Source organism: Armatimonadota bacterium (assembly GCA_016125185.1).
In the GTDB taxonomy this organism is placed as follows: Bacteria; Armatimonadota; Fimbriimonadia; order Fimbriimonadales; family Fimbriimonadaceae; genus Fimbriimonas.
Window position 1 is genome coordinate 185,161 of sequence record WGMG01000006.1, and the last position, 17,591, is coordinate 202,751.

A 17,591-nucleotide genomic window follows, 5' to 3' on the forward strand; every position below is an offset into this window, starting at 1 on the left:
CCGAGGGGCAGAAGCTAGGACTAGATTTGCATTCTCGAAAGCTCCTGATACGCCTCAAGCAGCTTGTTTCGCACCGCAAGGGTGAGCTGCATAGACGTGGAAGCTTTTTCCATTGCAATCATGACGTCGTGAACTTCTACCGGTCGTCGACCCGTCATAAAGTCCGTTTGAATCTCAGAAGCTTTATTCTGAGAGTTGTTTACTTCCTTCATGACGTCCATCAACATTTCGGCGAAATCGCCTTTTTTACCAGCGGACTGAGTCGCAGTACCAAGCTGACCCTGTTCAAGGGCTTGCTGAACCGCTGGATTGATAGAAATGTTCATCTACTTTGTTAGGTTTCGGCTAGATCTTGCCGATCTGGAGGGCGGAATTGATCATTCCTTTCGCCGTGTTGAAAGCGGCGATGTTTGCCTCGTATGCGCGGCTTGCACCGATCATGTCCACCATTTCCATCGTGGGGTCCACGTTGGTCATCGTGACTTCGCCGGTTGCGGGATCGTGGAACGGGCTGGACCAGTCCACCTTCTTCAGGCAGGGGCGATCCATATCCTGGATAACGGACGTGATCTTCACGCCCTGATCCGTCGAATCGAGGACGACTTCGCGCCGCCGATAGCCGTCTTGGCCCGGTCGGGCGACGGTGTTGGCGTTTGCGATGTTGCCAGAAATCACGTCCATGCGGAACCGCTCGGCGGCAAGACCGCTAGAGCTGTACTGCAAGGCGTTGGCGAGGGATCCAATTCTCATCTATTAATGTCCTTCTCGAATCACGTTCTTCAAGCCGGAGAAATACCGACTCGTCAGCTCGGTGAGCGTGTTGTATCGGGTCTCGGTGTTGGCAATCGACATGACTTCGTACTCCATATCGACGTTATTGCCGTCGGTGCGGAGAGAAGACTTTTCGCTGCGCATTCCCGCGATGCTTCGATTTGCGACGAGCTGGTCGAAGTTGTCCATGCTGTCTTCCAGCATGATGTTGAAATCGCAGTCTTGGCGCTTGTAGCCGGGCGTGTTGACGTTGGCCAGATTCTTCATCAAGAGCGACTGGCGCTCGGATGTGCGATCCAGCGACCGATTTAAGCGGTCGGAAGTCGGCCCAAATAGATTATCCAAATAAGACACGGTCGTTTTCCTACGATCCGCGCATCCTTGTGCTGGCTCGATCCGATCCTTGGACCGAGAGGCGTTCGACGCCTACCTTGGTTATCGGAGCAAATTTGAAAAAATGGAGCGTTAGCCGCCGTTCAGTACCGACGGCGCGACTTTGCGGTCGAACCCAAAGAAGCGATTAGCCGCGATGTGCTTGGGGTTGGACGTCAGGAAGAACGCATAGTTGTTGTCGTCCACCTTCGCCATCTCTTCACCGTATCGCGACGCGTACTGAGCCTTCAGTCGGCGCGCGACCTCGCTCAGTTCCTCCGTCTTATCGTCGCGAGTCTGCGTATTCTCGACGGCGGCCAGGCGAACCTTTTGCGACTCGCTCAGTTTGCCGATGCCACGGTTGAGAACCTTGAACGGTCGGCGCAGGTAGGAACCGGCAGTAAAAAGCGTTTCGAAGTTGCCGAATCGAACGATATTGATGAGCTCGAGCGCACGAATCGCATCTTCATTTGCTTGGGGATTGCCCTTCTCGACCTCATGCTCGGCCAGTTCGGAAAGTCGGTTGGCCAACGATGCACAGGAGTTGAAGATGTCGCCCTTCGGACCTTCGATCAGTGACTCGCCGCAGTAGCCGGGATAGATTTGCTGGAGTCGACCGGATTTTGATCCCTCCACCCAACTTTCGGCAAGGTGACGAATTACAGCGTCGTCGGTATTGAGGTGTTCGACCGCGGACTTTGTCTCGCCCACGATCTCCGTATAGGCGTCAGCCCTCGCATCGATCTTTTCATCGATGACGACCGGAAAGAAAGAGTCATGGCAGCGGATGCTGTCGACGGCACCAACCGTTCCTCCAAATACTATAACCAGGACTCCCGCTTTGGGCAGGAGCGCGAATACACCCCGCATAAATACAATCATCGGCACGCGTTTGCCGGGTTCCATAGGGTTTTTACAAATAGGGGAAAAGTCCCGGTAATTTTCAGAAAATCTAAAAGACGCTTTAAGTTTTCTGATATAATGATTGCAGGGTAATGAAGATTACTCAAGGGAAATACGGAGAATCCGAAATGAATACATATTGTCAGAGCTGGGAGTCCAACCTTGTCGAAGAAATTCGAAAAGGAGACGAGGTCGCCTTCGATCTCTTCATGGACACATACCGACCGATGCTAACGGGCCTCGCTCTGCGCAAGCTGCATAACACCGAGGACGCCAATGATGTTGTCCAAGAGACGTTCGTCAAAGCGTTTCGAAGCCTGAAAGACTTCGACACCACTCGACCGCTGCGGCCCTGGCTCACACGAATCTGCCTTAACTGCATCGTGGATCTTGCCCGACAGCGCCGAACCAATATCGAATCGATCGAAAACGTGGAGTACTCGCTCTCCGATGGAGGAGCAGCGTCAGAATCCGCGGACGGAGCGCTCATTCGCGGCCAGGTGATGGAAGCGATCAAGCGATTGCCGTGGCGATACCGACAGATCATCATGATGCGACACTTCGACCATCTCGACGTAAGCGAGATTGCGACGCAGTTGCACAAGCCGGAAGGCACGATCAAGAGCTGGCTGTTCCGAGCGAGAGCCATGCTCCAGCGCGACCTTTCGCCGATCTTCGGCTAATCGCCGATCTAGACGTCGAAGTGCCCCCAAGTACTTGGGGGCACTTAAATTTTTTTGGGTTAGAAAAATGAGAACGCCCGCTTTTAAAAGCGGGCGTTCTTGTTTTCGAAAGGCGAGAGCCTATTCTTCCGAATCTGCCGAATCGGTTTCGACTTCCGGCGCATCCAAATCGTCGCCTTCGCCGTCGTCCGTACCCTTCACTATTCGTGCGATCGACGCCACTGCGTCTCCGCCAGACAAGTTGACGAGCTTCACACCTTGTGCCACGCGACCCGTCGCTCGGATTTCCTTGATCCGCATGCGGATGCCCTTGCCCTTGGTCGTCATGAGGAGGAGTTTGTCGTCTTCTTCGACTACTTCGGCGCCGACCACCAAGCCGGTCTTTTCCGTGCAGTTCATGGTCAAAATGCCCGAGCCGCCCCGGCTCTGCACGCGGTACTCGTCGAGCTTCGTGCGCTTGCCGTAGCCGTTTTCGGATACGACCAGCAGAGAAAGCTCGTCGTCCACCACCGCCGCCGTCACGACTTGGTCGTCCGGGTTGCCTTCCTTGAACTGGATGGCCCGCACACCGCCTGCTGCTCGGCTTCGCGAGGTCGCCTGAGTCTCGCTGAAGCGGATCGACTGACCCTCTCGCGTGACCAGAATCACGTCGTCCTTGCCCTTGGTGCGGAGCGCCCAACCGAGTTCGTCGCCCTCTTCGATGTCGAAGGCGATGAGGCCGTTGTTGCGGATGTTGGCAAACGCGGAAAGCGGCGTTCGCTTGATCTCCGCACTGTCCTTGGCGCCGGTACCCCGCGTGATCATCGTCAAGAAGCCTTCGCTGTTGAGGTCCTTCACGCTGACCGTCGCCGTGACGCGCTCGCCGCCAACGATGTTGATGTAGTTGATGACCGGCATGCCCTTGGCGTAGCGGCCAGTTTCGGGAATCTCGTAGCCCTTCAGCTTGTACACGCGGCCCCGGTCGGTAAAGAACAGGATCGTGTGATGCGTGCTCACCTGGAACAGGTGCGCTGGCTCGTCGTCTGCCTTCAGGGTGTTGTTCACGCCCTTGCCGCCGCGCTTCTGCTGTCGATAGGCGTCGATGCTCACGCGCTTGATGTAGCCGTCTCGCGAAATCGAGATGATCGCTTCCTCGTCGGGGATCAGGTCTTCTTCGGTAAATTCGCCCGCTTCGCGCTGTTGGATTCTGGTTCGTCGCTCGTCGCCGTGCTTGTCGCGCAGCACCGTAATTTCGTCCTTCAGAACCTCGCGCTTGCGGTCCTCGTTGTTCAGGATGTCCAGCAAGTCCTGCGTCTTGCGCAGAGCCGCCTTGTAAGTCTCTTCCAACTCCTGCTGAGCAAGCTGAGTCAACTGGCGAAGGGGCATGTTCAAAATTGCGTTGGCCTGCAGAGCCGACATATCGAACTCGCGCACCAACTCGGCTCGCGCCACACCGGCGTCGGGAGATCGTCGGATCAAGGCGATGACCTCGTCCAGGAACCGTCGGGCAATCTGGAAGCCTTCCGAAAGGTGAACTTCTTCCAGCGCTCGATAGAGTTCGTAACGGGTGCGTCGCTCAATGACCTCGCGTCGATGCTTCAGATACTGGTCGAGCATCAACAGCAACGGTGCCGTACGCGGCGCGCCTTCCACCAGCGACAGCATGATGACGCCGAACGACGTTCGCAGGTTCGTGTGCTTCAGCAGGTAGTTCAGCGCCTTGTTCGGGTTGACGTCGCGTCGAACCTCGATCTCGATGCGCATGCCGCGCTTGTCCGAGTAGTCCTGAACGTTGAGAATGCCGTCAAACTTGCGCTCCTTGGCCACCCGCGCAATGCTCTCGATCAGCGTTCGCTTGTTGACCTGGTACGGAATCTCCGTCACGACGATCACGGACTTGCCCGCATCGCCCGGCTCGATCATCGTCTTGGCTTGCATTACGATCGATCCGCGGCCGGTCTCATAAGCCTGGCGGATGCCCTTCGTGCCCATGATGATGCCGTAAGTGGGGAAGTCGGGACCCGGAAGGTACTCCATCACCTCTTCCAGCGAGGAGGTGGGGTTGTCGATGCGGTATAACGCCGCGTTGCAAACTTCGGTCAGGTTGTGGGGCGGCAGGTTCGTGGCCATACCGACCGCGATGCCCTGCGAGCCGTTGCAAAGCAGGTTCGGGAACTTACCGGGCAGAACCGTCGGTTCGTTGTCCGACTGCAGGTAGTTCAGCATGAAGTCGACCGTCTCACGGTCGAGGTCTTCCAGAAGCTCCATCGCCACCGGCGTCAGTCGGCATTCCGTATATCGCATGGCCGCCGCGCCGTCGCCGTCGATCGAACCAAAGTTCCCCTGTCCGTCGATCAGCGGATATCGCAGAGCCCACGGCTGAGCCATTCGAACCATCGTGGGATACACGACTTCGTTACCGTGCGGGTGGTAGTTCGCCGTCGTCTCGCCCGTCACCTTCGCACACTTCGTATGCGGGTTGCTCGGCGTGAGGTTCAGCCCTCGCATTGCGAACAAAATTCGACGCTGAACGGGCTTTAATCCGTCACGAACGTCCGGCAATGCGCGGGAGATAATGACGGACATTGCGTAGTTGACGTAACTACGACCCAGTTCCTCATCGACGTTAACAATGGAAAGGTTCGGATTGTCTTCTGCCACGGGTGGAATTCCAGACGTTTAAGCGGACCTTTTAGCCTCACTTGAACCTAGATAGGATACCCGTTTGACTCTGAAGAATGCTGGGAAACGGGGCGACCCACACGAATAGTCCAAGATCAAAAGAACTAGCTCAATAGCATCTTCCGCAGGCCATCGGCACGTTTGCCGTCGGCGTGCTCCTCAGTCTCGATTGAAAGCAGATTGACCGTCGCCAAAGCGCGATCCAGCTTGTCTACGCCGCCCGGAAAGCCCGGCAAGCCCGCGCTCGCCGCCCACCGGAGCGAACCCAACACCCGAAACGCATCCAGAAGCGAAATCTTGGGTGAACCGGTCAAAAACTGCAAAGCCTGCCGAGCCTTGTCTTCCAAGACCGTCTGTCCCAATTCCCGCCGCGCCTTTCGCTCGCGCTCGATCAGGTACTCGCAAGTCCCTACGAACTTCGCCAGCGAAGCGCTTGTCGTCGAAACCTGGGCGTAAGCCCCGACTGGACGCGACCCCTCGCCATATAGACCCCGAATCGTGATGCCATCGTCCACCAGCGCTTGCAGAATTTCCGGCAGTTTATTGTCGTAGCCCAGGGCCACCAGGTGGAGCATCACCGAATGCCGGGTCCCCCGTCCGGTATTGAACAAACTGCTCGCAAGGTAGCCGAAGTCCTTTCGAAAGGCGAACCGCAAATGCTCCGAAAGCTCGTGCAGAAAGCTCGATAACTTCCGCGCCATCTGATCCGAGCAGAACCCCGCACCGATCACTTGGACTCGAAGATGATCCTCTTCGTTGATCATTACGCTAAGGCCCTCATCCTTTGAGATGGTTACCGCCCGGCCCGGAAGCGTCCAGTGGTAGTTGGTCGAAATCAGCCGCTTCGCCACCAACTGCTCGCGCTCGCGGAGCGTCATGCTCTTGTAGATTTCCGCCGTCGGCTCGACCTGCTGAACTGCACCAATCACCTCGTTCATGATCTCCAACAGTTCGTTGGTGGAGCAGAGATGAGGAAACTTCCGACCATCCAGATTGCGCATCGCTCTCGCCCGTGTCGAGATCGCGACATCGCTCAGTTCGGTTGTGGTCGGCATCATGGCTGCTTAAGCGTAAGCGAGTTCAACGATTTTCTTTGCGGCTTCTTCAACCGTCGCCGCCGGAATGATTCGCGAACCCTCGAGAATCTTTCGGCCTTCCTCGACGGCGGTGCCTTCGATGCGCGCCACAACGGGAATCTTCACGTCCAACTGGTCAAATGCTTCCAGCACACCCTTCGCGACTTCGTCTACGCGGGTGATGCCGCCAAAGATGTTGATCAGCAGGCCCTTCACGTTCGGGTCCATCATGATCAGCTCGACACAGCTCTTCACACGCTCGGCCTTTGCACCACCGCCTACGTCCAAGAAGTTTGCCGGCTTACCGCCCGCCGCATTCACTTCGTCCAGCGACTGCATGGTCAGGCCCGCGCCGTTGGCCATGATGCCAACTTCGCCGCCGAGATTCACATAGGCGATGCCTCGCCGCATGGCTTCGGCCTCGATGGGATCGTCCGCCGAATCCGAGGAAGTCTCTTCGTACTCCTTCTTTCGGAACAGCGCATTCTCGTCGATGGAAACCTTCGCATCTGCCGCGATCAGCTTGCCGTCCGGCGTGAGTGCGACCGGGTTGATTTCGATCAGGTCGGCGTCTTCTTCGATGTAAGCCTTCACCAGCTTCTTGATCATCGAAACCATCTGTCCTGCAGCTTCCTTGGGAATGTTCGCCTGCTTCACGGCATCGCGAATCTCAAAATCGCAAAGGCCCCATGCCGGATCTACGACCAGCTTGATGATCGCTTCCGGCTTCTCTTCCGCAACCTGCTCGATCTCCATCCCGCCTTCCTTCGAAATCATCACGATGTTCTTCTGAAGGTTTCGATCCAGCAGAACGGAAAGGTAGTACTCCTGGGCGATGTCGATGGTCTTACCGACCAAGATCTTCTCGACGATCATGCCCGCCGGGTTCTGGATACTCACCAGCCGTTTGCCGATGAGCTCCTTCGCAAAGGTCGCCGCGTCGTTCGCATTTTCGAACAGTTTCACGCCTCCGGCCTTACCACGCCCGCCCATCAGAACCTGAGCCTTGACGACGACATGGCCTCCCAGCTTCTCGGCGATCGCTCGGGCCCCTTCCGGGTTGTCGGTGACTTCGCCTTCGGGAACAGGAACGCCGTATTTGGCGAGAAGGTCTTTGGATTGGTACTCGTGAAGCTTCATCAGCTAGCAAAAAGGGTACCCAAAAACAAAGCCCCTCGCGGTGACGCAAGGGGCTTTGTTTTGCCGGTCAGAGCCGACTAGATCGAGGACTTGCTGGTGCCCGAAACGTTCAGTTGGTCGATGGACAGGGTGTACGCCTGCGTTCCCATTCGAACCGATAGGACATTTCGAACCATGATGCGAATCATGTTGCTGCCGTTGAGGTAGTGCGGAAGCGCGCTCAACGGAATCGAGAAGCTCGATGCCTTCAGTTGTGAGGACATCGACATCGAACCGAACTGATCCCACGAACCGGTCGAGTTGTTGTACAAGAAGACGAGGGCGCTGGAGCGGTCCGCCGACTTGGCCGAAATGTTGATCGTGGCCGTCAAGAGGTCCGCCGCATCGGGAGCAACGTAAACGTAGGTGTCTACGCCCGCGGTCGCGCCGAGACGATTTCGGCTCACCGACTTGACGTTGTACATCATGCCGTCCACCGACTTGACCGCCGCACCGGCCGCTGCCAGCGAGCCATAGCTGCCAAGCTGAGTACCTTCAGAGACGCCTCCGACCACTGCAACCTGGGCCGAAACCGGCGTTCCGTCGTAGGGAAGTGGCTGGCTGACCTGCTGGATGCAGCTATACGCGTTGACTCGGCCATGGATGACGAAGTCGCCGACGTAGTCGCAGGTCGAGAAGATGATATCGCGTACTTCCTGGTTCGTCAGCGACGGATTTCGACCGATCATCAGACCGGCGACGCTAGCCGCAAACGGACAGGCCATCGAGGTACCGCTCTCATACACATAGTCGGTCGAGCTGCCAAAGAACGTCGAAAGAATGTTTTCGCCTGGTGCCGCGATGTGAACCCAGTCGCCATAGGTCGAGAAGTCAGCTCGCTGGTCGGCAGAGTTAGTCGCCGCGACGGCGATGACGTTATCCAGAGCCGCCGGATAGTGCTTCACCGTGTCGCCGTTATTGCCCGCCGCGGCAAAAAGGATGACTCCTTTGCCCCATGCGTAGTTGACCGCGTCCTGCTCCACCTGACTTGGGGCGCTGGAACCGTAAGACATCGAAATGACTCGGGCTCCCTTGTTGGCCGCGTCGATCATGGCGCTTGCCGAGGTCGAAGCGTACGCGTTCGGGAAAATCTTCATGTGGAGAAGCTGGCCATTGAAGCACACGCTCGCCACACCTTTGCCGTTGTCTGTCGCCGCGACTGCGATACCCGAAGTGTGAGTGCCGTGGCCGCTGCCCGTATCGTCGGTGACATCGCCGTCATTATCCGACCAGTCGTAGCATCCGGGAGCGATCCGACCAACGAATTCTTCGTGGTCCAAGCGAACGCCCGTGTCGATGACGCACATGATCGTCGAGCTACTGCCCTTCGAAATGTCCCATGCCGCTCGGGCTTGAACTCGGTCCATGCCGTATTGCTCGCCGAGGCGCGGATCATTCGGAACATAGTCCAACTGGCGGAGCGGGTTGCGCTCTGCATAAACGACGTTGTGGTCGGCTCGGAAAACCTGGATCGCTCTTTCCGGCGTCATGCCCGAAACGCGAATTCGTTCCACTTTGATTTCCTTCATCGTGGAGACGGTGGTTCCTCCCGTCACGATCTTCCTCATCAGAGGAACGCCGCCCGTCTTGTATTTCACAAGGATTTCATTGGGGGCGTACTGGGTGCCCGATGCGTAGCCGCATACGGGTAGAGCCGCCAAAATGAGTGCAATCGTACGTAGTTTCACCATTGGCTAGATAAGACCTCGCCCCAACTATACATCAAAATTGAATCTAAGCGGACCAAAACGGACCAGAAAATGCCAAACCTGGCTGGATTTTAGGGGGATCCGGTTCATCTTCGAACCGGAAAAGATAATCTCAAAAAGAGGTCATCCCATCGCCTTTATACCCTCATCTTTGGCCGAATTCCTCTAAAGAAAAAACCTGAAGTGCCGAATCAGATATTGGAATGCAGTCTGCGATTGCGGTTGATGGGTTGTTCGTCCAGTATCGAACGAAACGGGGTGAAATGGTAGATGCCGTCAAGGACCTGACTTTTCAGGTTCAAGAAGGCGAGATTGTGGGATTCCTGGGCCCGAACGGAGCCGGGAAGTCTTCGACCCTCAAAGTCTTAATGGGATTTGTCACGCCCAAAAGTGGCCGTGCGACGATTTTCGGCGAACAGGCGGGAACGCCCGACTCGCGAAAGAACATCGGATACCTCCCCGAGGTCGCGATGTACTATCCCTTTCTCACTCCGCTCGAAACCCTCACCATGTACGGTGAACTCCAAGGCCTCGGCGGACCGTCCCTCAACAAAGAGATTTTAGAATTACTGGAGATGCTGGGCATCGCCGGCGCGGCGAAAAAGCTGAATCGAAGCATGAGCAAAGGCATGCTCCAGCGTGTGGGTATTGCCCAAGCGCTCCTTGGCAAGCCTCGATTGCTCGTCCTCGATGAAGTCACCAGCGGCCTGGACCCTGTCGGTCGTAAGGAGCTTCGCAACCTCCTCATCCAACGCCAAAAGGAAGGCGCAACCCTCTTTTTCAGTAGTCACGAACTCGCCGAAGTCGACATGCTCTGCGATCGCATCCTTCTCATCAACAAAGGTGAATTCGTCGAAGAGCGAATCGTGTCCCAACTAAAGGACGAACTCCGCAATTTCGCTCTGGTCTTCCAAGGTGCAACCTCGATGGTCGGCCTAAGCCAAGATATTCAGGAGCGAGGCAATGAAACCTTCGAAGCCAAATTCCACACCAAACCCGACTTGATCAAGGCGATCGAGAGGGTCCAACTAGGCGGCGGAGAAATCCTCGATGTCGTCTCCCAAGAGGGTTCCCTCGAAGAGTACTTCGTTGAGAAAGTGCAGGTGGCGGCATGAATTTCGCCTGCTATCGAGCCCTCGCCCGCTCGGTCATCCTCGAATCTTTGCGTCGCAAAGACCTTTGGGTGGTGGCCATTCTCGGTTTCCTCATCATTCTCGCCGCCGGTACCCTCGGCTTCTTTGGTTTCGACGGCCTCGAAATCTTCGCCAAGGACCTCGCGGTAACCGTCCTCGGACTCTTTTCGACGATCATCGCCGTGCTCACGTCCTGCCGTCTGATCCCCGACGAAGTCAAAAACCGAACGCTTTATCCGCTGCTCTCGCGCCCCATCAGCCGCTTTGACCTCTTGGTCGGCAAGCTCATCGGTGCGGTGATCGTGACCTGGATCTCCTTCTTCATTCTGTGCCTCCTTACGTCGGTCGCCCTGTCGATCTTCCATGTGCAGTTCACCGCCATCATGCTCCAGTACGTCTTCGCCAAGATGCTGGGCCTCATGGTCGTTTGCGCGTTTTCGATGGCGCTCAGCGTCTATCTGACCCCGAGCGCCGCCGCAACCATGGCGTTCATTCTCGCCTTTGGTTCGCCGATGCTCACCCGTGGACTCACGATGTCGGCGGGTACCGTCAGCCCGGCCACCAAATCGCTTTACGCCGTCATCACCAGCGTCATGCCCCAAGTTCAGCTTTTCGATCTCGGTGGCCGCACCGTCTATCCGAACTGGACCACCGTTCCGATGTGGGTGCTGGCCTTCTTGCTCGGTTATGGCCTCTTCTACTCGTTCGCCATGCTCGGCATCGGGTGGCTGAAGTTCAGGAAGCAGGCGGTCTAACCATGAAGGCCTGGATCATCGCGGGTTCCATGGCGGGAGCCGTGGCGTTTGGAACCCAAACCAACCAAATTCGCTCGATCGTCAATCCGTCGGTGCGCGCCACCGGCCTCGAAGTGCAGGACAGCCACGCCGCCGCCTCGCTCCTCGGCCAGTTTCGAACCAACATTTCCTCCTTCCTCTACGTTCGTACCGACCTCTATCTGCATGGTGGCGTCGAGATGCGGCCCCTGACCAATGCGGAAGAAAAGGAAGGGAAGAAGGGCGTCGGCCACGCCGCCGACGAAACCGAACAGATTGCCGATGACGATCATATCGTCACCGTCATTCCGTCGGCAAAGGAAGACTTTCGGGGCATTCTCGGCGACATCGAACGTGCCACCGCCAGCTATAAGGATATGACGGGTCACCACCACCAGTCACCAGGTCAAACCCTCCCACTCTTTCGGGTCATGACGTGGCTCGATCCTCAGTTTGTCGATGGCTGGACCACCGCTGGCTATATTATCCTGTGGGATAAGAAGCCGGGTTGCGTCGAGAAATCGCTGGCTTTTCTTGAGTCAGGACTAGAGGAAAATCCCAACAGCGTCGATATCCTCGGGCAGATCGCCTATTGCTACCTTCGCGAAATTAAAGAGATCGGCTACGAGGGCCGTAACTACAAGCAAGCGTTGCCTTACCTCGAAAAGGCCCGCAAGATCGGCCTCGAAAACCGCGAGACCCTTTCGGATACGGAAAAGGAAGCCCTCGAAGAGAATTACCGACGCCTCTCGGTCTGTTATCGCGAACTCGGCGATTACCAAAAGATGGCTGAAGTCGCCGCCGAAGGTCTCCAGATGTTCGGGCAGGACGGTTCGCTCCGGCTCCACTTTAACGAGGCGCAGGCACTGATGAAGGGCAAGAAGGTTGATAAGTCCGCCCTCAATCTTCCTGATCCCGAAGTTGGGAAGTAACTCACCGCATCCTTCGCCTTCGCTAGACCGTATGCTAAGGCAATATGCTGCTGGCTTCGTCGTTCGTCTTTGCTTGGGTCGCCCAAGCCCAGTCCGTCGATACCGACATTTATTTTGCCGACGCCAAGGCGGGTTCGAACCACTACGAAGTCCATGCCGATCACTCGATCGATTCGACTTCGTCGCTGACCCTGCAAGGGCTCTTCATCGAGTCCCATCTGAAAATCAGCTTCGACAAAGATAAGCCAGTCACGCTCGACTTCCAGGAGTCGATGAAGCAGGGCGATAAGGTCCTGCGCTCCGGCAAGGAAATTGTCAAAGACGGCAAAGCGAGCGTTAGCACCAATACCGACACCGAACCCCGTCAGGTCGATGTCGAGCTAAGTTGGCCGATGTTTGCCAACTTCCATCCTCAAGTCAGCCAGGACCTCTTCAAGTCCATCAAGTGGGACCAGCGCGTCAAGCAGAAAATCTCCGGCTTCATCGTCGAAGCCCTTCGGCCGTTCGACCTTGAAATCACCCCCACCGATACGTCGAAAATCGTCACCGCAGACGGTACGGTCGTCGTAAAGAAGGCCGATGTCGCGATCGGCACCACCAAGCTGATCATGGCTTTCACCGACAAGGGCGACTATATCGGCATGGACGTCCCGTCCCAAAAGCTGCGCATGGTGCGTCGAGGCTACGAAGCCGCCTTTGCCGATCCGCTCGCGAAATTCACCGAACTCAGCCCTGCTAAATACGAGCCCAAGTCCGTCGTCATCGACATACCCATGCGTGATGGTGTCGTCACCAAAGCAACCGCCATCGAGCCGACCGAAGCAGGGAAGTACCCGGTCATCCTGTCGCGAACCCCCTACAACCGAAAGATGTCCCTCGACGAAGGCTCCCACTACGCCAAGCGTGGCTATATCTATATCGTGCAGGACGTCCGCGGAACTGGCGAAAGTAAAGGCAAGTTTGACCCGATGGTGAACGAATGCAAAGACGGCTACGATACCATCGACTGGATCAGCAAGCAGGACTGGTGCGATGGCAATATCGGCATGATCGGTGCAAGCTACGGCGGTTTTGTTCAGTGGGCGGCTGCTGTTGAACAGCATCCTGCTCTCAAGTGCATCGTTCCCCAGGTCTCGCCGCCGTCCAGCGCCATGTGGAACCTGCCGTACGAGAACGGTGTCTTTACCCTCCTTTCCGATCTCTGGTGGCTCCGTCTGGTCGATAATCCCGAAGGGCAGAATCTCCTGGGTGCCATGTCCGACATCACCAACATGAAGGCGCTCGAAACCTTGCCGCTCGACAAAGCTGACGACAAGCTGCTGGGCTTCAACTCGCCGATCTTCAGTACCTGGCTCCAGCGCGATACCTCGACCAAATGGTCTGGGTGGAATTTTGACAACCTGATGCCCAAGGTCACCATCCCGGCCCTCCACATCTCGGGCTGGTACGATGGCGATGAAATCGGCACGCAGCGCAACTGGCGCTTCGTAGTCGATGGCGGTAACAAAAACCAATGGCTGATCTATGGCCCGTGGACCCACTTCTTCAACACCACCAGCAAGCTCGGCGACATGGACTTCGGCCCCGATGCCATCATCGAACTCGACTCGCTCTACCTCCGCTGGTTCGATACCTGGCTCAAGCACAAGGACGTCAGTCTGAATAAAGTTCCGAGGGTGCGCTACTTCGTTACGAATGAAAATAAGTGGCGAACGTCGAGCGCTTGGCCCCCCGCCGAGTCGAAGCCCGAAACGCTGGCTTTCCAATTCGGCAAGGTCAACACGGGACCTAAATCCGAAGCGAAGCTCGTTACTAAGGTCAAAAAGACGACGATGGCAAACTCGACCTACGATCCCGCCAAGGACAAAATCAAGATCGAATCCTTGGAGGTGAACCCAACGGGCGGCGACGTCTACATCAAAGATTCCAAAATTACGAAAGACCAAATCTTCCTCCGCAGCGAGCCCTTCAAGGAAGACCGGGTCATCACCGGACCCGCGACCGTCGAATTTGACTTCAAGTCCTCCGCACCCGACACCAGCTTCTTCGCCATCGCCTTTGATGATGACCCTGCCAAAGGAAATTTCTTCGTCTTCCGACCGGGCAAAATCAAAGCGTCCTATATCGGTGGCCTGGACAAACAGCGCTTCCTAACTCCCGGCAAGGTCTATCACGCCAAACTCCAGCTCTGGGACGGCGCAAACCTGTTCCGCAAGGGGCATCGCCTCACGGTCATGATCCTTCAATCCGAGTTCCCCGGCGTAGCCCGGAACCTCGGTACAAAGGAACCCATCGCGACCGGAACCAAGATGTCCGTTCAAAAGAACGTCATTATCTCCGATGCGAAACATCCAGCTTTTATCCGCTTCTATTCCGCTAAAGCGTGAAAGAATGACGATAAAGAGAGGACGACGAAGGACAATTTCGTGGTTGGACCCTGGCATTATTGCCAGTTTCAGGTACGAAAGTGGCGTTTCTTAACATCGAACCCTTAGACTGGAAGTGGGCCGATTATTTTGGTTTAGACATCCTTTCTCCTCCCATTTGGAGGAATCGGCCCGCTTAATTACTTTCGAACAAGGGCGATCGAGAGTTGGAGGATATCTCTGTTATGAAATTGATCACTACTTTGGCTATTGGGGCACTTTCGGCCTCCTTTGCTTTCGCAAATCCGGTATTTCTCGATGCATCGGACTACAACGTCTTCGTGCGCGAAGGCTTCTCTGGTCAAAACTCGGACGTTCAGGGCCGAGTCGCGGTCGGAGGCACATTCAACGTCCAGAACTACAGCATCGGTTCTGGTCTCTCCGCCTTCAATGGCGTCTCGCTGATGTCGGGCGGTGACTTTACCTACAACAACGGTCAGGTCTTCCACGGCAACGTCACCACGAGCGATACCACGCCGACCACGCCGGGCATGAACGTTGTCGAGGGCTCGCTTTACAGCAATACGGCTCCGACGATCGTGATCCCCGAACTCATGACCGAACTGGTTGCCCGCTCCGGATACATCGGTTCGCAGGCCGCGACCGGTACCACGGACTACAGCTTTGGCTCGCTGACACTGTCCGGTGGCTCGGGCGACACTCGCTACTTCGACGTCACGGCCTCTCAACTCGCGTCCACGACAAACTTTGTGATCAACGCTCCGTCGAACGCCACCGTCGTCGTGAATGTGAACGGTGCCAATGCCTCGTTCCAAAACGCGGGCTACAGTCTCACCGGCGGCATCGACGCCAGCCACGTGTTGCTAAACTTCTGGAACGCGACTAGCCTCTCGATGTCGGGTGTCGGCGTCTCGGGTAGCGTTTTCGCTCCCCAGGCCGATGTCACGTTCAACAACGGGCAGCTCAACGGTCAATTGGTCGCTCATAGCTTCAATGGCACCGGCGAAATGCACATCGCTGATTTCACCGGAATCGTGCCGGTTCCCGAGCCCGCCGCACTCAGCGTCGTCGCCGTTGGACTCATCGGCCTCTTCCTTCGCCGACGAAAGTAGTCTTTCGCCGACCTGGACTCTGTGCCCCGCTCAGCCGAGCGGGGCATTTTTGTGTTTCTTATCGCTCCCTTAGCGTCTCGTTCACGCCCCGTTAACCAAGCCCTGGTTCAATGACAAACGGAAACGGATATCCCTCCTTTTGCCAACGCCATCACCCTTTATTGCCATCACTTATCCTGCAATGCCCCGTCGCTCATCCGACGGGGCATTTTTTTCACTGGGAGCCGCGAGCGTCTCGCTGTTTTGTTGGATTAGACGACCACGCGTCCAGATTGCAGGATTGGATATGGCCCTAATCGGCGGCAATACCAATAGTTGTAACGCCCTCCTCCCTGCCTTATTCCAATTTGAAGGCTGACCACGGAGTGGTCACAGACAATAGCCGGGTGGTCGGAGCGAGGTACGAGCGTAGACCCCGGACGATCTGGTTTCCGCAACAGTCCGAGGAGCGAAGTCGAAGACCCCGGCGAGCAGCGCGAGGGAAATGGAGCAAAGCGGAATCGGGGCGACCCCGCCATTATGGCGGCAACTTACGACGGACCTTATCTTCAGGAGAAGTGCGCGATGGTGACCAGGCAAAAGTCCCCAACGCATTTTTAACCCAAATAAGGGTTCAATTACTTCTGTGCGCCCCCGCTCGACCGACCTAGCCCTGCTAGCTGCCGTCTTCCTAGACATGGTCGGGTTCACCATGCTCATTCCCGACATCCAGCTTCGGGCTGAAGCCATGCTCGGCGGAATCGCCTTCAAGGGCCCCATTATCGGTGCGCTTCTCCAATCCACGTTCATCGTTCAGCTTTTCGCGTCCCCTCGTTGGGGACGTTGGGCCGACTCGACCGGACGTCGAAAAGTCTTCGTCTTCTGCCAGTGGATATCCTCCCTCGCGATGCTCGTCTATGGGGCAGCCGGGTCCGTTGCCCTCCTCTTCCTTAGTCGAATCCTCGCCGGATTCGGCGGGGCGAACGTCTCGGTCGCCCAAGCCATGGCCGCCGTCGCCGCCGGCGACAACCGCAAAAAGATCCTCGGCTGGGTCAGCGCCACTCTCTCCGCCGGAATGATCTTTGGCCCGGCGGTCGGCGGGTTTGCCGCCGAAAAGTTCGGCTCCCACGCCATCGGCTATGTCGGCGCCATTATTTCTTTCGCCGGTGGGCTTGTCGTCCTCCTCTTCGTCCCTAAAGACCAAGGAAGTCATGAGGAACAGGAGCCTTCAAACCCCATCTTCGACCTCTCGATCTTCCGTTCCTATCCCCGCCTCTTGCCGTTTTTCTGGATCGCCGTCACCGCCTCGTTTGCCCTTGCCACGCTCGAAGGCACCTTCGGGCGACTCATCCACGCCATGCTTGGCTACGGTCAAAAGGAGTTCGGCCTCATCTTTAGCTATGAAGCCATCCTCGGCATCTTTGTCTCTGTCGTAGCCCTCAACTGGCTTGCCAAGAGGATGTGCGACACGACCCTCCTTCGCACCGGCTACGTCGTGCAAGGGATCGGCCTCGGACTCAATCCGCTTGCCGGTTACCTCAGCCAGTACGCCTCGGGAATGGTCTGGCTTCTGGTTGCGTCCACCCTCTACTCATTCGGCTCCGGTGTCGTTGGTCCAACCCTCAGCACCCTCGCCAGCAACACCGTCCCCGAGAAGATTCAGGGCGAGCTTTTCGGCACGATGCAGTCGGCCCGCACCGTTGGCTTCATCGTCGGACCCATCTTGGGCGGCTTCCTCTTCGATATTTGGCATCCCGGTCCGTACGTCTTTGCCGCGATCGTTTGCTTGGTCGTCGCCATCGCGCTTCCCGCCATTTGCGCCTGCCATGGCCGCCCGGTTACTGCCGAGTGAGCAAGCCAATTACCAGGTCATATTCCCGAAATCTTGCTGTAAACTGAATGCAGGAGTTCCCGTTTCCGT

At 56.8% G+C, this 17,591-nt stretch carries 15 protein-coding genes; 7 read left to right on the top strand and 8 right to left on the bottom strand.

What is annotated here, in order from left to right; genetic code table 11:
* Nucleotides 1-20: 20 nt before the first annotated feature.
* The 4 genes from fliE to GC165_08585 all read right to left on the bottom strand — a co-directional run bounded on the left by fliE (nt 21) and on the right by GC165_08585 (nt 2,049).
* Nucleotides 21-326, bottom strand: coding sequence for a flagellar hook-basal body complex protein FliE (gene fliE / locus GC165_08570; GenBank protein MBI1332920.1), 306 nt, complete (start codon nt 324-326; stop codon nt 21-23).
* A gap of 19 nt (nt 327-345) precedes the next feature.
* A complete protein-coding gene (flgC, locus tag GC165_08575; protein ID MBI1332921.1) occupies nt 346-750 on the bottom strand; it encodes a flagellar basal body rod protein FlgC in 405 nt (134 codons plus the stop codon).
* Between the two features lie 3 nt (nt 751-753).
* Nucleotides 754-1,167, bottom strand: coding sequence for a flagellar basal body rod protein FlgB (gene flgB / locus GC165_08580; GenBank protein MBI1332922.1), 414 nt, complete (start codon nt 1,165-1,167; stop codon nt 754-756).
* 69 nt (nt 1,168-1,236) lie between these two features.
* Entirely contained in the window at nt 1,237-2,049 is an 813-nt protein-coding gene (locus tag GC165_08585; GenBank protein MBI1332923.1) for a hypothetical protein, read from the bottom strand.
* A gap of 89 nt (nt 2,050-2,138) precedes the next feature.
* Between GC165_08585 and GC165_08590 the strand changes: the two genes are divergently transcribed.
* Complete coding sequence (locus GC165_08590) at nt 2,139-2,729, top strand: sigma-70 family RNA polymerase sigma factor (GenBank protein ID MBI1332924.1); 591 nt, start codon at nt 2,139-2,141, stop codon at nt 2,727-2,729.
* Nucleotides 2,730-2,849: 120 nt separating this feature from the next.
* On the opposite strand, the gene gyrA is transcribed toward GC165_08590, so the two are convergent.
* The 4 genes from gyrA to GC165_08610 all read right to left on the bottom strand — a co-directional run bounded on the left by gyrA (nt 2,850) and on the right by GC165_08610 (nt 9,336).
* Entirely contained in the window at nt 2,850-5,369 is a 2,520-nt protein-coding gene (gene gyrA, locus GC165_08595; protein MBI1332925.1) for a DNA gyrase subunit A, read from the bottom strand.
* A gap of 125 nt (nt 5,370-5,494) precedes the next feature.
* Entirely contained in the window at nt 5,495-6,448 is a 954-nt protein-coding gene (locus GC165_08600) for a hypothetical protein (GenBank protein MBI1332926.1), read from the bottom strand.
* A gap of 6 nt (nt 6,449-6,454) precedes the next feature.
* Nucleotides 6,455-7,606, bottom strand: a complete 1,152-nt coding sequence (gene sucC / locus GC165_08605) for an ADP-forming succinate--CoA ligase subunit beta (GenBank protein MBI1332927.1) — start codon at nt 7,604-7,606, stop codon at nt 6,455-6,457.
* Nucleotides 7,607-7,683: 77 nt separating this feature from the next.
* Nucleotides 7,684-9,336 carry a S8 family serine peptidase gene (locus GC165_08610; GenBank protein ID MBI1332928.1) on the bottom strand — a complete coding sequence of 551 codons (1,653 nt, stop codon included), beginning with the start codon at nt 9,334-9,336 and terminating at the stop codon, nt 7,684-7,686.
* A gap of 221 nt (nt 9,337-9,557) precedes the next feature.
* Here GC165_08610 and GC165_08615 point away from each other — a divergent pair, with 221 nt between their 5' ends.
* The 6 genes from GC165_08615 to GC165_08640 all read left to right on the top strand — a co-directional run bounded on the left by GC165_08615 (nt 9,558) and on the right by GC165_08640 (nt 17,522).
* Nucleotides 9,558-10,469: an ATP-binding cassette domain-containing protein gene (locus GC165_08615; GenBank protein MBI1332929.1), complete on the top strand. Its 912-nt coding sequence runs from the start codon at nt 9,558-9,560 to the stop codon at nt 10,467-10,469.
* Nucleotides 10,466-11,242 (top strand): ABC transporter permease subunit, encoded by a 777-nt coding sequence (locus GC165_08620; GenBank protein MBI1332930.1) that lies wholly within the window; start codon nt 10,466-10,468, stop codon nt 11,240-11,242. Before GC165_08615 ends, GC165_08620 begins: the two co-directional genes overlap by 4 nt.
* The gene (locus GC165_08625; GenBank protein ID MBI1332931.1) at nt 11,212-12,192 is read left to right on the top strand and encodes a hypothetical protein; all 981 of its coding nucleotides are present in this window, start codon (nt 11,212-11,214) and stop codon (nt 12,190-12,192) included. Before GC165_08620 ends, GC165_08625 begins: the two co-directional genes overlap by 31 nt.
* A 44-nt stretch (nt 12,193-12,236) precedes the next feature.
* Nucleotides 12,237-14,579: a CocE/NonD family hydrolase gene (locus GC165_08630; GenBank protein MBI1332932.1), complete on the top strand. Its 2,343-nt coding sequence runs from the start codon at nt 12,237-12,239 to the stop codon at nt 14,577-14,579.
* Between the two features lie 224 nt (nt 14,580-14,803).
* A complete protein-coding gene (locus GC165_08635) occupies nt 14,804-15,691 on the top strand; it encodes a choice-of-anchor A family protein (GenBank protein MBI1332933.1) in 888 nt (295 codons plus the stop codon).
* Between the two features lie 625 nt (nt 15,692-16,316).
* Entirely contained in the window at nt 16,317-17,522 is a 1,206-nt protein-coding gene (locus tag GC165_08640) for an MFS transporter (GenBank protein MBI1332934.1), read from the top strand.
* The last annotated feature ends 69 nt before the right edge of the window (nt 17,523-17,591 follow it).